Here is a 13,839-nt window from a genome sequence, read left to right on the forward strand (position 1 = left end):
GTCGGGATATACTCATCCACAGCCGCCATCAGCGCGCGGATCGAATTCTCGCCGATTTCCGGCTGGGTGCCGTTCATCGCATGCAGCGCCGAGCCGCGCACGATCGGAATATCGTCGCCCGGATAGTCGTAAGAGGTCAGAAGCTCGCGGATCTCCATTTCCACCAGTTCCAGCAGCTCTTCGTCATCGACCTGATCGACCTTGTTCATGTAGACGACCATGAAGGGGATGCCGACCTGACGACCGAGCAGGATGTGCTCGCGGGTCTGCGGCATCGGGCCGTCAGCGGCGTTCACAACCAGGATCGCGCCGTCCATCTGCGCGGCACCGGTGATCATGTTCTTCACATAGTCGGCGTGGCCGGGGCAGTCGACATGGGCGTAGTGACGCGCCTCGGTCTCGTATTCCACATGCGCGGTCGAGATCGTGATCCCGCGCGCCTTTTCTTCAGGCGCACCGTCAATCTGGTCATAGGCCCGGAATTCGCCAAAATACTTGGTGATCGCCGCCGTCAACGTCGTCTTGCCGTGGTCAACGTGACCAATCGTGCCGATGTTCACATGCGGCTTGTTACGTGCAAACTTTTCCTTTGCCATGATACTGGCTCCTTCTTTTGTTCATGTGCGGTGCGCGTCGGCGCACCCTACGGGGATGGTAGGGTGGGCAGATTGCCCACCGCCGTTATGCGTATTTCTTCTGGATTTCTTCAGAGATGTTGTGCGGCACCGGCTCGTAATGCGAGAATTGCATCGTGAACTGGGCGCGTCCCGAAGACATCGAGCGCAGCGTGTTGATATAGCCGAACATATTGGCCAGCGGGACGTTTGCGTTGATCGCAATCGCATTGCCGCGCTGTTCCTGACCCGACACCTGACCGCGCCGCGACGTAAGATCGCCGATGACGTTGCCGGTATATTCCTCGGGCGTGACCACCTCGACCTTCATGATCGGCTCGAGCAGCTTGGCACCGGCCTTCTTGAGACCTTCGCGCATGCCCATACGACCGGCGATTTCAAACGCCATGACCGAAGAGTCCACATCGTGATACTTGCCGTCGATCAGCGAGACCTTGAAGTCGATCACAGGGAAGCCCGCGAGCGGACCGCTGTCCATGACAGAGCGGATACCTTTTTCGACGCCCGGAATATATTCCTTGGGCACGGCACCACCAACGATCTTGCTCTCAAAGCTGAAGCCTTCGCCCGGCTCTGTCGGCGTGATGACCAGCTTGATCTCGGCGAACTGACCCGAACCACCCGACTGTTTCTTGTGGGTGTAGGTGTGCTCGACCATGTGGCTGATGGTCTCACGATACGCCACCTGCGGCGCACCGATATTGGCCTCAACCTTGAACTCGCGACGCAGACGGTCGACCAGGATGTCGAGATGCAATTCGCCCATTCCCTTCATGATGGTCTGACCGGATTCAAGATCGGTCTCGACGCGGAAGGACGGGTCCTCTGCTGCCAGACGGGCCAGACCCGCCGACATTTTCTCTTGGTCGCCCTTGGTCTTGGGCTCTACCGCGATCTCGATCACCGGATCGGGAAAGGTCATGGTTTCCAGAACAACCGGCTTGGCCGGATCACAGAGCGTATCCCCGGTGGTGGTCTCTTTCAGACCGGCCAGCGCGATGATGTCGCCTGCAAAGGCCTCTTCGATCTCTTCGCGGTTTATGGCGTGCATCATCATCATCCGGCCGACGCGCTCTTTTTTGCCTTTGGTGGCATTGAGCATCGCATCGCCCTTCTTCATCACGCCGGAATAGATGCGTGTAAAGGTCAGCGAACCGACGAACGGGTCGTTCATGATCTTGAAGGCCAGCGCCGAGAACGGCTCGGAATCATCGGCATGACGCGCGATGTTACGGGTCTCGGTCTCGTCATCCGGGCTAAAGCCCATGTAGGGCGGCACGTCGAGCGGCGACGGCAGAAAGTCGATGACCGCGTTCAACAGAGGCTGCACGCCCTTGTTCTTGAACGCAGACCCGACGAGGATCGGCACAAAGCTCAGCGACAGCGTGCCCTTGCGGATCAGCGCGCGCAGGGTATCTTCGTCGGGCTCTTTGCCCTCGAGATAGCCTTCCATCGCATCGTCATCCATCTCAACGGCGACTTCGATCAGGTTGGCACGCCATTCGTCAGCGAGATCCTTGAGATCATCACGGATCGGCTGACGGACCCAGGACGCGCCCAGATCTTCACCCTTCCAGACCCATTCTTCCATCTTGATGAGGTCGATGATGCCTTCGAGTTGATCCTCGGCACCGATCGGCAGAGCCACAGGCGCGGGGATAGCCCCGGTGCGGTCCTTGATCATCTTGACGCAGTTAAAGAAATCGGCACCGATCTTGTCCATCTTGTTGACGAACACCAGACGCGGCACCTTGTAACGATCAGCCTGACGCCACACGGTTTCGGTCTGCGGCTCGACACCGGCGTTTCCGTCCAACAGACAGATCGCGCCATCGAGAACCGCCAGCGAACGCTCGACTTCAATGGTAAAGTCGACGTGGCCGGGGGTGTCGATGATGTTGAAACGGTACTTGGTATCCGAAACGCTCTCGAGGCTCGGATCTTCCTGACGCTGCCAAAAGGTCGTGGTCGCAGCCGAGGTGATGGTGATACCGCGTTCCTGCTCCTGCTCCATCCAATCCATCGTCGCGGCGCCGTCATGGACTTCGCCGATCTTGTGGGACTTGCCGGTGTAGAACAGGATGCGCTCGGTCGTCGTGGTCTTGCCCGCATCGATATGGGCCATGATCCCGAAGTTCCGGTAACGCTGGAGGGGATAGTCGCGTGCCATGATTCAAATGCCTCTGAGGTTTACCAGCGGTAGTGGCTGAACGCTTTGTTCGCGTCTGCCATCTTGTGGGTGTCTTCGCGCTTCTTCACGGCCGAGCCGCGGCTCTGAACGGCATCGACCAGCTCACCGGCCAGACGCTCTTCCATGGTGTTCTCGTTGCGCGAACGCGACGCATTGATCAGCCAACGGATTGCCAGAGCCTCACGACGCTCGGGACGCACTTCGACGGGCACCTGATAGGTGGCACCACCGACGCGACGCGACCGCACTTCGACGGAGGGTTTGATATTGTCCAGCGCTTCGTGGAACACTTCGACGGGCGCGCGTTTGATCTTGGCCTCGACGCGCTCCAGCGCATTGTAGACGATCGTTTCGGCGACGGACTTTTTGCCGTCGATCATCAGGTTGTTCATGAACTTGGTCAGAACCCGATCACCATACTTGGCATCAGGCAGGACTTCGCGTTTTTCTGCGGCGTGACGACGAGACATCTATAATTCCTCTTACTTCGGACGCTTCGCGCCGTATTTCGAACGGCGCTGCTTACGGTCTTTGACGCCTTGCGTATCGAGCACGCCGCGCAGGATGTGGTAACGCACACCGGGAAGGTCTTTCACACGGCCGCCACGGATCAGAACCACAGAGTGCTCCTGAAGATTGTGGCTCTCACCGGGAATATAGCTGATGACCTCAAAGCCATTCGTCAGGCGCACTTTGGCGACCTTCCGCATGGCCGAGTTCGGCTTCTTCGGCGTCGTGGTATAGACGCGCGTGCAAACGCCACGCTTCTGAGGGCAACCCTGCAGGTGCTGTGACTTGGTGGTTCTGACTTTCGGCTGCCGCGGCTTGCGGATCAGCTGTTGGATCGTTGGCATTCCGGTTATTTCCCCGTCTCTCAACACATGTGTCTGCACAAGGACCAGCCCCATGCGGTTAATCAAAAGCGAATCGCGCGTCCGCAATACGCAAAGACCGCAATCGCACCCTGTATTTCGGGTCCGACGCGGTGGGTTTCCAGAGGATCGGGGCGCGCTCGCCCGGATCTTGACCACTACAGTTCTGATACAGGCGACGGGGCGACCCCCTCAGCCATGGATGGGGCGCGTATAGGGGGAGTCGCGGGGGTTGTCAACAGCCCTGCCCGCCCTTGCACAGATGCCCGACGGGTGCGATGTATCAGGGACAAAAGCGGGCGTAAACCCGCGCGCCAACAGAGGGTTCAGAGCCATGCGCGTGATCGGGATTTGCCGATTCTCCTACCCGGCTGTCGGCGGCTTCAAGCGGATGCACGACACCGTGGCGGACCGCGAAGCCTATCTCTATGCCCCGGCCCGGATGGACCTGCGCTTTCGCCATTTTGAATGCCTCACCCTGCCCTCCATCGCCGCGCAACAGCATCCCGACTTCACCTTTCTGGTGATGATCGGTGACAGCCTGCCCAAACGCTACCGCGACCGCCTGCACGACCTGACCGCCCATGTGCCGCAGATCAAGATCATCGAGAGCGAACCGATGAAACACCGCCTCGCGATGCAGATCGCTATCAAGACGGAACTCGGAGAGGACACGGTGCCCTCCATGCAATTCCGCCTTGATGACGACGATGCCGTCGCCCTCAGCTTCGTCCGCAGCCTGCGCTGGTTCGAAAAGCATACCCGCACCATGCGCAAGAACTGGCCTCACATGGCCATCGACTATAATCGCGGCTACTCGGTCACGCTGTCGGATGAGGGGATCAAGGCCGAAGAAGTGCAGCCGCCCTTTTGGGCCTGCGGTCTGGCCGTGCTCTTTCGTCCCGGCGATGACCTGACCGTGATGAATTTCAGCCATCACAAGCTGCATTACGACATGCCGACCCTTATTCAGCCCGGCCCGCATATGTATCTGCGCGCCAAACATGACGACAATGATTCCGCCGCAAAATACGTCTGCGGCCCGATGCACCCGCTGGACAGCCGCGAGGCGGCCTTCTTCAAGTCTCAGTTCAACGTGGACGAGGACCAAGTGAAAGCTGTCTTTTCAGATCCGCCTTCGCCCGTCGACTGATCTGCGCCTCGCGGTAGAGCGTGAAAAGACCGCTCGCCACCACAATCGCCGCCCCGATCAGGGTCAGGGTCTGCGGCCAGTCGCCAAACACCAGCCAGCCCAGCAACAGCGCCCAAATCAGGCTGGTATAGCGAAAGGGCGCCACGAAACTGATCTCGCCCACCCGCATCACCATGATGGAAAAGAGATAACCGCCGATGATCATCACCGCCGCACCACAGATGATCAGGGCGGCCCGTGCATCTATCGGCTCCCACTCCCCGGTCAGGCTTCCCAGACCGAAAAACGCCATGATGAAAAACGAATTGAACAGCGTCACCAGCATCGAGGGCACATCCCGCGACAGTTTGCGCGTCGCCAGATCGCGCAGCGTGACAAAGGCCACCGCTGCCAATCCGTAGACCGAATAGACGTTGAACCCTTCGGTGCCCGGCCGCACGATCAGCATCACGCCGATGAACCCGGCCAGAATGGCCGACATCCGCTTCCACCCCACCGGCTCGCGGAAAAACAGCGCAGCGGCCAGCGTCAGGGTCAACGGCAAGGCCTGCATGATCGCGCTGATATTGGCCAAAGGCATATTATAGAGCGCGGAGACAAAGAAATACGCGGACCCGATCTCGCCCACCATGCGCCAGAACACCGGCCCCCAATCCTCGCGCGGCAAATGCCGCTTCAGCGCCCCCATCTTCCACGCAATCAGCGCCACGAGGATCGTCGTCACCAGCCCGCGCAGGAACATCACCTGAAACAGCGGCACCTGTCCCGCCAGCGCCTTGATCATGGCATCGTTCAGCGTGAACGCGGCCATCGACCCCATCATCAAGAGAGCGCCGGTCAGATTGTCAGAGCGGGGCATGATGTGCCTGTTTTTTGATCCTGTTGCCTCGGCATTAGACAGGGATCAACGACAGGTGCAACCCGATATCACCCCGCCAACGCCGCGTGCAGCGCGCTGTGCAGCACCGGGTTGGCCGCCAACACCCCGTTGACCATCGGCACCGGATTGTTGAACCTGAGCGGCCCCGCGTGGCGGTCCGACGTCACCGCCCCCGCCTCGCGCAGAATGAGATCCCCCGCCGCGATGTCCCATTCCCAGGATGGGCGCAGGGTCATCATCGCGTCATAGCGCCCCTCTGCGACAAGACCGAGGCGATAGGCAAGGGACGGTCGAAACGCCCGCGTCACATCGGGCACGCGCCCCCCCAGCCAATGCTCCGGCGCATAATTGGGCTTGGAGGCCAATATCGACGCGCCCACCAGATCGGCCCGTCCGGTGGCCCGGATCGGCACCCCGTTCAGCGTGGCCCCCTGACCCACAGCGGCAGCATAGAGCTTGTCCCGCATCGGCAGATAAATCGCGGCGGCAATCACCACGCCACCCTCGGACACCGCCAGAGAATGCGCCCAACTGTCATTGCCCTCGATGAAACTGCGGGTGCCGTCGATGGGATCGACAATGAACACCCGATCCGACTGCAACCGCGCTGCTGTGTCTTCGGTCTCTTCCGACAACCAGCCATACTCGGGCCTTGCGCTGCGCAATTGCTCCACCAGCATCGCATTGACCGCCAGATCCGCCGCCGTCACCGGACCAGCCCCCCCGGCCTTGTCCTGCACCTCCAGCGGCCCACCCACATAGGCGGTGGCAATCCGACCCGCCTCATGCGCAGCCTCGATCAAGAGCAGCAGATCACTCCCCGGCAAGCGTCATCCCCTCGATCAAGAGCGACGGCACCACCCGCCCCAGATGCAGCCGCGCGTCATTGGCCGGGATCATCCGGCGCAGCATCTCGGGCAAACTGCCAGCGATGGTGCATTCGTTGACCGGCCATTTGATCTCGCCATTCTCCACCCAGAACCCGGCGGCACCTCGCGAATAATCGCCGGTGTTGGGATTGATCGTCGAGCCGATCATCGACGTCACCAACAGGCCGGTTCCCATGTCGCGGATCAGATCGTCACGGCTCTGCCTGCCCTGCGTAAGCGCGATGTTCCATGTCCCCGGCGAGGGCGGCGCAGAGGTGCCGCGCGTCGCATTCGCCGTGCTCTGCATCCCCAGCTTGCGGGCATTGGCGAGATCGAGCGTCCATCCCATCAGCACGCCATCTTGAACAATCGCACGTTTGGCGGTGGGCAGCCCCTCGGCATCAAACGGCCGCGATCCGCTCACGCGCGGACGGTGCGGGTCTTCCAGCACCGACAGCGCCTCTGGCAGCACCTGCTCTCCCAACCGCTCGCGCAGCCACGACGATCCCCGCGCCACTGACGCGCCACTCGCCGCTGCCAGCAAATGCCCGATCAGCGTGCCCGACACGCGCTCGTCAAACACCACCGGATAGGCCCCGGTGTGCGGGCGACGCGCGCCCAGACGCTCGACAGCACGCTCCCCCGCACGGCGACCAATCTCGGATGCCTCCCGCAGATCGCTGGCAAAGATCCGGCTGTCGCCATCGTGGTCGCGCTCCATCCCGGTGCCCGTCCCGGCAATCGCCACGCACGACAGCCCCGTATCACTGCGCGCATAGCCGCCGGAAAATCCGTTACTGGCGGCAATATGCACCGCGCGCTGACTATACCCCGCCGTCGCCGACTGCACCTGCGTGACACCGGCCACGCCAAGCGCCGCCGCCTCCGCCTCCTGCGCCATCCGCGCCAGGGCATCGGGCGCCGGTTCGGGGCTCGGATCACAGAGCTCCAGCGCCGCCACATCCCAGTCACGCGCCAATTGCCCCGGCTCCGCCAGCCCCGCATAGGGATCGACCGGCGCTTCCCGCGCCATCGCCACCGCCCGCTCGGCCAGCGCGGCAATTGTCGCCTCCCCGGTATCCGAGGCCGACACATTCGCCTGCCGCCCGCCAATCAGCACCCGCAATCCGATGTCCACACCCTCGGCGCGCTCGGCCTGCTCCAGCGTGCCACCGCGCATGTCGATCGTTACCGACTGCCCGCGCAACGCCATTGCATCCGCCGCCTCGGCCCCCCCCTTGAGCGCCGCGTCAATCAGCGCATGGGTCAGTTCATCAAGCGCTTTCGCCATGGCCATCTCCTTGTTGCCGCCCTGAGGTAGACCGACACCCCCCCACGCGCAAGCCCGCGCCCATGCAAAAGGCCACGCGCCTGCGCACGTGGCCCCCTCTGCCGATCATTTCCGCGTTATTTCAGACGCTGCCCATTGGCCAGCACCTGACCCTCCTCGGTCACTTCAATACGCGAGGTCAACTCATCCTCGCCCGACCCCGTGCGCGCGAACATGCCCGCCATCATCCGCACCATCACCGCCTGATCCTCGGCCACAAAGCCCATGCCAATCAGCTTGTCCAAGAGACCGTTGCCCCCCACCAGCCGCAAATCAATCGCGCCCTCGGGCGCAGGCACCCCGTCAAAGCTGGTCAGATCCGTCTGATCAAAGGTAAACGCCCCCGCCCCGGTCAGCTTGGCCCCGGCCAGATCGACCGTCAGATCATTGAGCACAAGGCTCTCCACTTCACCGGGGGCCGCTTCACTCTCTTCCAGCTTGGTCATCTGCTCGGGGTCGAGCAGATCAAAGAACAGCCGCCCCTTGCCCGACAGATCGACGCTGATCGTCGCCGGATCACGCGGCAACTGCTCGCCCGGATCGAACATCGCCCAGATCATGTCCGACATGGTAAAGCCGCCAAAATTCAGCGCCAGCGCATAATCCTGCATCTCGTCGCTCTTGCCCACCGGCATCACAAGGTTGAACCCGGCGCGCTCCATCTCAGCCGTCACCGGAAACGGCAGATCGTCCCCGGTCATCGTGAGGCTCACACCGCGCCCGTCACCGCCATAGCGCAACCCCTCAGGGCTGATCGCCGCCCGCAACGTGCCACTGTCAGAGCTTTGCGTGCCCTCGACGACCTTACCCTCATTGGTGAACTTATAGGCGGTGGTGCCGCCCTCATATTCCACCAGACTGTTGACCCTCAGCCCCTCGCGCAGCGCAGCGGCCATGTCGCTTGCATCAATACCATCGACCAGATCCCCATCGCCGGTCATGCTGATCCGCGCCAACGTGCCCTTGATCTCGGCACGCCCCCCCGCTTCGGGATCGGTGAAATCAATGTCATACCCCACCGGGCCAGCGGTCAACTCCTGCGTGAACCCGCGCGTGTCCCCGGTCTCTTTGCTCTGATACTGCCCCGCCAGATCCGCCATTCGGATCTGCGCCGCGCCAATCTCGGGCGTCTGCTCTCCGGCCACCAGATCGGTCAAGGTCATCGTCATCTCTTGCGCGGTATAGTCATAGCTCATCGCCGCCGGATCGCCGGTGACGCGCATGTCCATGCCCCGCTGCGCGATCTCGATCGTCAGCGCGACCTGCTCGCCCGCCTCATCCTTGAGGTCCATCGCCATCGGAATGGTCTCGGGCAGGATCACCACAACCGATCCGTCGCTCTGCTCCACCAGTTGCATCTGATCCATGCGCAGCTCGACCATGCCGCCCTCTTCTGGCACCTGCATCCGCATCGCCATATCCCGAATCGTCAGCGTATCGCCCGACTGCGCGGTGTCACCCTGCACGTCATAGCCATAGCTTTCGAGATAGCTCTGCCAATCCTCCCAGACCTGCACGGCGGTCAGATCGGCAAATCCGGCCGACGCCGACAGACAGAGCACAGAGGTCGAAGTGGTAAGCGTGCGAATAAAAGACATGAAGAGCACCTTTTCAAAATCGGGGTTGCAAACAGCTTGGGTCGTCGCAGCGAAAGGGTCAAGGGATGATCTGACTGGAACTTGACCCGTCCCGGCGTTAGTACAAGGGCAGCCACTAGAGGGGAATACCATGGATATGCAGGGTAAATGCGTTCTCATCACCGGAGCCAGCAAAGGCATCGGCGCCGCCGCTGCGCGGGTTTTTGCCGCAGCCGGGGCGAATGTCGCCCTTGCCGCGCGCAATGGCGACGCGATTGCGGAACTGGCGGGCGACATCGGCCCCTCGGCCATCGCCATCCCCTGCGATGTCAGCCGCTACTGGGAAATCGAGGCCGCCATCGCCGCCTGCCACACCGCCTTTGGGCAATTGGACGTGCTGATCAACAACGCCGGCGTGATCGAGCCCATCGCCCCGCTGTCCGACGCTGATCCCGAGGCATGGGCGCGCGCCATCGACGTCAACCTCAAGGGCGTGTTCAACGGCATGCGCGCCGCCCTGCCCGGCATGATGGCACGCGGCGCGGGCACCATCCTCACCGTCAGCTCTGGCGCGGCTCACCATGCCCTCGAAGGCTGGAGCGCCTATTGCACCTCCAAGGCCGGGGCCGCGATGCTCACCCGCTGCGCTGCTCTTGAGGCATCGCCTGTAGGCGTCCGGGTGATGGGCCTCTCGCCCGGCACCGTCGCCACCGACATGCAGCGCGAAATCAAGGCCAGCGGCGTCAACCCCGTCAGCCAGTTGGACTGGTCCGATCATATCCCCGCCGATTGGCCCGCCCGCGCCCTGCTGTGGATGTGCGGCCCCGATGCCGCCGACTTCGCCGGACAGGAAATCTCGCTGCGCGACGAGGCCATCCGCCGCCGGGTGGGCCTGATATGACCCCGGCCGCCCTTGTCACGCTGGAGCGTGACGGCGGGCTCTGGATCGCGACCCTCAATCGCCCGGACAAGGCCAATGCCCTGACCGAGCCGATGCTGACCGAACTGGCCGACATCGCCGAGGCCGCTCAAGAGGCGCGCGTGTTCGTGCTGACCGGCGCGGGCAAGGTGTTCTCTGCCGGGGCTGACCTAGAGGCCGCGCGCACCGGTCTGGCCACCAGCCCGGTCTGGGAGCGCCTCTCCGGGGCCATCGCCGCCCTGCCCGGCCTCAGCATCGCCGCCCTCAACGGAACGGTCGCAGGCGGAGCCACCGGCATGGTGCTGGCCTGCGACATCCGCATCGCCGCCGAGGGGGCCGGGGCGTTCTATCCGGTGATGAAACTGGGCTTCCTGCCGCAACCCAGCGACCCCGCCCGCCTTGCCGCCCTGATCGGCCCCGCACGGGCAAAAATGATCCTTCTGGCCGGCGCGCGCCTCAACACCCAAGAGGCGCTCGATTGGGGTCTCTTTGACCGCGTGGTTCCCGGCGCGAGCCTGATGCAGACCACCCACGATCTCGCAGCCAACGCCCTCGCCGCGTCCCCCGACCACGCAACGGCGCTCAAGGCGATGTGCCCTGCTGCGGGCTGAATGGACAAGAGCGCGGATTGGACCGCGCGGCCGTACGGTTTGACCGCACAAACGTACAGTCCCCCTGTTCAGACCGGCATTGGAAACGGCCTGAGCACAGTATCTTTGCGCAGGTAAAGCGGATGCTTGGCCGACCCGTCCTTGTTCAGCCCCAGACACATCAGCGGCTTGCCAGTCGCAGCAATATCACGCAGTGTTTGCCGCACAACCTCTTGATAACGCTGATGAAGTTTTCCGTAGGCTAGCACGACAAACTCGGATTGCTCCGCCATCGCCACCAACGCCGGGATATTCGCCGGGCTGCACGCCTCCGCCGGATCGCGCGGCAGATCCTTCGGCGATGTCGCCCGCCAATCCAGCATATTCCCCTTGAAATAAAAAGAAAAATCCCAATCCTTGGCAAACATCACCTCACGGTGACAGGTCGGATCAGACACTTCAGCACTCGCCACAGAGGGGTTCATCCCTATGAACAGCACCCTGCGCGGCACGACACCCTCAGGCGTCCAATCGCGGCTCAGAACCTGCCGGTAGCGACCACATATAGAATATTCCGCGCCACCAACCACACCATCCGGTAGGCGCAGCCGCACCTTGCCACCCGGATCGTGCAGATGATCGGGGGCTGCTCCGCTCATTGGTTGAACACCCGCGACGGATGCAATTCCCCCGCCTTGTAACGGCCCACGGCAACCGCCTTACCCTCGACCGCAGCCCAACATTCTTCTCCATATTCAATGCCTTGCGCGATCACCATGCCGGGATTTCCGTTCCGCAACCGGGCTGCTCCCTCGGGCGTCGCTGTCACCATAGGGAGGTCCGCCAACCCTTCTTCGAGCGGGCGAATGTGCTCCTCCAACTCCGGGCCATGCGCCATCCGGTCAATCTCTTCGATACTCAGCCCATCCTTGGCCTCGAACGGCCCCGACCACACCCGGCGCAACCACGCCACATGCCCGTAACACCCTAGAATCTCACCCAAATCTCGCGCGACGGACCGAACATAGCCACCCTTGCCGCAGGTCATTTCCAGCACCACATGATCCGCATCCGGGCGGTCCACCAGCAGCAATTCCTCAACCCAAAGCGGCCGCGCTGCGACCTCGAACTCTTCCCCGTCCCGCGCCAGCTTATAGGCGCGCTGCCCGTCGATTTTGACGGCAGAATATTTCGGCGGGACCTGCATCACATCACCGACAAACCCGCCAAGGACATCCTTAATCTCTTGATCTGATGGGCGTTTTTGGCTTTCAGCGATCACCTCGCCCTCGGTGTCGTCGGTGTTGGTTGCCTGTCCCAACCGCACGCAAAACGTATACGCCTTGAGCGCATCGGTGATATAGGGAACCGTCTTGGTCGCTTCTCCCAGCGCAACGGCCAGCACACCCGTCGCCTCAGGGTCCAGCGTGCCCGCATGCCCCGCCTTCTGCGCCTGAAGCGCCCATTTCACCTTGTTGACAACGCTGGTCGAGGTCATGCCAGCGGGCTTGTCCACCACCAGCCACCCCGAAATCTCGCGCCCCTTGCGTTTGCGTGCCATCCCCGGCCCTTTGCCTGTTGTCTAAGGCAGCAGCGCCTAATCCACCGCAGCCTCCGCGTCAATCACCGCCCCCACCATCGGTCCCAACGGAAATCCGATATCAGAGCGATTCACCCCCGGCGCATGCAAACGCGAGACCTTGCCATCGAAATAGAGCGCCTGCGCCACCTTCAGATGATCGCGAAAGAAGCGGCCAAAGGTGTGAAAATTCAATGCGTTGTCAGAAATTACAAACCAAGCCTTTCGCCCATTCGCGGACGTGCCCACGCCATTGCGAACGTAGTGGCTATCGCTATCCACCAGAAAGCGCGGATGCACTGCGCCATCAATCACTAACATCGGTCCGGATTGAGTGGCATAGCGACATGCGGGACGTTCGCGCGCATATCGCAGGGTCTCGATGACATGGGCGCGACCGTCACCGATACAGAATACCCCGTTGGGCAAAAGCCCGAAATTGCCCGGACCGTCACGCGTGATGAGTCCCTTAACCTCTTGGCCTGCCTCGATATATAGCCCCACAGGGCTGCGATCCGCATGGTACATGCCCGCGTTCATCGCGAATGCAAGTGCCTTACCCTCGGCCTTCAACTTGTTTTCGATAGCGCCAAAACTGCCCAAGGGGGCCCCGCTCTCAGCATCGTTGAGGAAAAGCCGCAGATCGTCGCGCCCGATGTCCACGGCGCAGACAGTATAGCTCTCGTCCTCAAATCGCTCGGTTCGGCACTCAGCAGCCTGAACAGCGCCAGAGCCAAGCACCACAGCAAGCAAAAGCGCGAGCCTAACCTTCCACATCCCGGCGCACCGTGTCTTGGTCAAAGAGACGTCGTGTCTCATCGATCTGATCAAAGGTCTCATCCAGCCGAAACCGCAGGTCGGGGGCGTATTTAAGCCCCACTTTCTTGCCGATCATGCGCCGCAACTCATGTTTGTTGCGCGCCAGAAGGGCGATCAAGTCGTCTTGGCCTTCGCCGCCCAGTGGCATCACATAAGCGGTGGCGATCTTGAGATCCGACGAGGTGCGCACCTCACCCACCGTCACCGAAATGCGGTTGAGGTCAGGGTCATGGATATCACCCCGCATCAGAACTTCGGACAAGGTACGTCGGATCAACTCGCCCACGCGAAGCTGCCGTTGCGAGGGGCCGGGCCCGTCATGAAACTTGTTCTTTGCCATGCCTCGCATCTAATCGCTCGGGCAGGCATTTCCAAGCAGAGAAATCCGCCCGGCTTTTTCTTGGCGTAAATACTCCTGCCCCGTT

At 62.0% G+C, this 13,839-nt stretch carries 15 protein-coding genes; 3 read left to right on the forward strand and 12 right to left on the reverse strand.

Annotated elements, in window-relative coordinates:
• The 4 genes from VR71_RS01730 to rpsL form a co-directional block, all read right to left on the reverse strand.
• Positions 1 to 596 (reverse strand): GTP-binding protein (locus tag VR71_RS01730; RefSeq protein WP_045680669.1); only part of this gene is annotated, 596 nt, incomplete at its 3' end.
• Between the two features lie 85 nt (positions 597 to 681).
• On the reverse strand, positions 682 to 2,805 hold the full coding sequence (gene fusA, locus VR71_RS01735) for an elongation factor G (RefSeq protein ID WP_009817499.1): 2,124 nt from the start codon (positions 2,803 to 2,805) through the stop codon (positions 682 to 684).
• 20 nt (positions 2,806 to 2,825) lie between these two features.
• A complete protein-coding gene (rpsG, locus tag VR71_RS01740; protein WP_009817498.1) occupies positions 2,826 to 3,296 on the reverse strand; it encodes a 30S ribosomal protein S7 in 471 nt (156 codons plus the stop codon).
• Positions 3,297 to 3,308: 12 nt separating this feature from the next.
• Positions 3,309 to 3,680, reverse strand: coding sequence for a 30S ribosomal protein S12 (gene rpsL, locus VR71_RS01745; RefSeq protein ID WP_008281863.1), 372 nt, complete (start codon positions 3,678 to 3,680; stop codon positions 3,309 to 3,311).
• Between the two features lie 352 nt (positions 3,681 to 4,032).
• On the opposite strand from rpsL, the gene VR71_RS01750 reads away from it, so the two are divergent.
• Entirely contained in the window at positions 4,033 to 4,851 is an 819-nt protein-coding gene (locus VR71_RS01750; RefSeq protein WP_040650493.1) for a glycosyltransferase, read from the forward strand.
• Here the strand turns inward: VR71_RS01750 and VR71_RS01755 are convergent.
• The 4 genes from VR71_RS01755 to VR71_RS01770 form a co-directional block, all read right to left on the reverse strand.
• Positions 4,790 to 5,710 carry a DMT family transporter gene (locus tag VR71_RS01755; protein WP_009817495.1) on the reverse strand — a complete coding sequence of 307 codons (921 nt, stop codon included), beginning with the start codon at positions 5,708 to 5,710 and terminating at the stop codon, positions 4,790 to 4,792. The two genes, VR71_RS01750 and VR71_RS01755, sit on opposite strands and share 62 nt — an antisense overlap.
• Positions 5,711 to 5,778: 68 nt before the next feature.
• Positions 5,779 to 6,558: a 3'(2'),5'-bisphosphate nucleotidase CysQ gene (locus VR71_RS01760; protein WP_009817494.1), complete on the reverse strand. Its 780-nt coding sequence runs from the start codon at positions 6,556 to 6,558 to the stop codon at positions 5,779 to 5,781.
• Complete coding sequence (locus tag VR71_RS01765; RefSeq protein WP_045680714.1) at positions 6,545 to 7,891, reverse strand: TldD/PmbA family protein; 1,347 nt, start codon at positions 7,889 to 7,891, stop codon at positions 6,545 to 6,547. Before VR71_RS01765 ends, VR71_RS01760 begins: the two co-directional genes overlap by 14 nt.
• Before the next feature lie 116 nt (positions 7,892 to 8,007).
• Complete coding sequence (locus VR71_RS01770) at positions 8,008 to 9,528, reverse strand: DUF2125 domain-containing protein (protein WP_045680671.1); 1,521 nt, start codon at positions 9,526 to 9,528, stop codon at positions 8,008 to 8,010.
• 130 nt (positions 9,529 to 9,658) lie between these two features.
• On the opposite strand from VR71_RS01770, the gene VR71_RS01775 reads away from it, so the two are divergent.
• Together VR71_RS01775 and VR71_RS01780 are read left to right on the forward strand one after the other, a co-directional pair.
• Positions 9,659 to 10,408 carry an SDR family oxidoreductase gene (locus tag VR71_RS01775; RefSeq protein ID WP_009817491.1) on the forward strand — a complete coding sequence of 250 codons (750 nt, stop codon included), beginning with the start codon at positions 9,659 to 9,661 and terminating at the stop codon, positions 10,406 to 10,408.
• The gene (locus VR71_RS01780; protein WP_009817490.1) at positions 10,405 to 11,037 is read left to right on the forward strand and encodes an enoyl-CoA hydratase/isomerase family protein; all 633 of its coding nucleotides are present in this window, start codon (positions 10,405 to 10,407) and stop codon (positions 11,035 to 11,037) included. The genes VR71_RS01775 and VR71_RS01780 overlap by 4 nt, the downstream gene beginning before the upstream one ends.
• A 68-nt stretch (positions 11,038 to 11,105) precedes the next feature.
• Here VR71_RS01780 and VR71_RS01785 read toward each other — a convergent pair whose 3' ends face one another.
• From VR71_RS01785 to rbfA, 4 genes are read right to left on the reverse strand one after another with little or no spacing between them, the layout of a single operon-like run.
• Entirely contained in the window at positions 11,106 to 11,675 is a 570-nt protein-coding gene (locus tag VR71_RS01785) for a DUF1643 domain-containing protein (RefSeq protein ID WP_045680674.1), read from the reverse strand.
• The gene (gene truB / locus VR71_RS01790; protein ID WP_009817487.1) at positions 11,672 to 12,577 is read right to left on the reverse strand and encodes a tRNA pseudouridine(55) synthase TruB; all 906 of its coding nucleotides are present in this window, start codon (positions 12,575 to 12,577) and stop codon (positions 11,672 to 11,674) included. The genes VR71_RS01785 and truB overlap by 4 nt, the downstream gene beginning before the upstream one ends.
• Positions 12,578 to 12,613: 36 nt before the next feature.
• Positions 12,614 to 13,372, reverse strand: a complete 759-nt coding sequence (locus tag VR71_RS01795; protein ID WP_045680676.1) for a phosphodiester glycosidase family protein — start codon at positions 13,370 to 13,372, stop codon at positions 12,614 to 12,616.
• Entirely contained in the window at positions 13,359 to 13,754 is a 396-nt protein-coding gene (rbfA, locus tag VR71_RS01800; RefSeq protein WP_009817485.1) for a 30S ribosome-binding factor RbfA, read from the reverse strand. The genes VR71_RS01795 and rbfA overlap by 14 nt, the downstream gene beginning before the upstream one ends.
• Positions 13,755 to 13,839 lie beyond the last annotated feature (85 nt).

The organism is Roseovarius sp. BRH_c41 (assembly GCF_000961715.1).
GTDB lineage: Bacteria > Pseudomonadota > Alphaproteobacteria > Rhodobacterales > Rhodobacteraceae > Roseovarius.

Excerpts from the sequence above, each read along its gene's own strand:
- fusA (WP_009817499.1), bottom strand. The coding sequence starts at position 2,805 with ATGGCACGCGACTATCCCCTCCAGCGTTACCGGAACTTCGGGATCATG.
- rpsG (WP_009817498.1), bottom strand. The coding sequence starts at position 3,296 with ATGTCTCGTCGTCACGCCGCAGAAAAACGCGAAGTCCTGCCTGATGCC.
- rpsL (WP_008281863.1), bottom strand. The coding sequence starts at position 3,680 with ATGCCAACGATCCAACAGCTGATCCGCAAGCCGCGGCAGCCGAAAGTC.
- VR71_RS01750 (WP_040650493.1), top strand. The coding sequence starts at position 4,033 with ATGCGCGTGATCGGGATTTGCCGATTCTCCTACCCGGCTGTCGGCGGC.
- VR71_RS01755 (WP_009817495.1), bottom strand. The coding sequence starts at position 5,710 with ATGCCCCGCTCTGACAATCTGACCGGCGCTCTCTTGATGATGGGGTCG.
- VR71_RS01765 (WP_045680714.1), bottom strand. The coding sequence starts at position 7,891 with ATGGCGAAAGCGCTTGATGAACTGACCCATGCGCTGATTGACGCGGCG.
- VR71_RS01770 (WP_045680671.1), bottom strand. The coding sequence starts at position 9,528 with ATGTCTTTTATTCGCACGCTTACCACTTCGACCTCTGTGCTCTGTCTG.
- VR71_RS01775 (WP_009817491.1), top strand. The coding sequence starts at position 9,659 with ATGGATATGCAGGGTAAATGCGTTCTCATCACCGGAGCCAGCAAAGGC.
- VR71_RS01780 (WP_009817490.1), top strand. The coding sequence starts at position 10,405 with ATGACCCCGGCCGCCCTTGTCACGCTGGAGCGTGACGGCGGGCTCTGG.
- VR71_RS01785 (WP_045680674.1), bottom strand. The coding sequence starts at position 11,675 with ATGAGCGGAGCAGCCCCCGATCATCTGCACGATCCGGGTGGCAAGGTG.
- truB (WP_009817487.1), bottom strand. The coding sequence starts at position 12,577 with ATGGCACGCAAACGCAAGGGGCGCGAGATTTCGGGGTGGCTGGTGGTG.
- VR71_RS01795 (WP_045680676.1), bottom strand. The coding sequence starts at position 13,372 with ATGTGGAAGGTTAGGCTCGCGCTTTTGCTTGCTGTGGTGCTTGGCTCT.
- rbfA (WP_009817485.1), bottom strand. The coding sequence starts at position 13,754 with ATGGCAAAGAACAAGTTTCATGACGGGCCCGGCCCCTCGCAACGGCAG.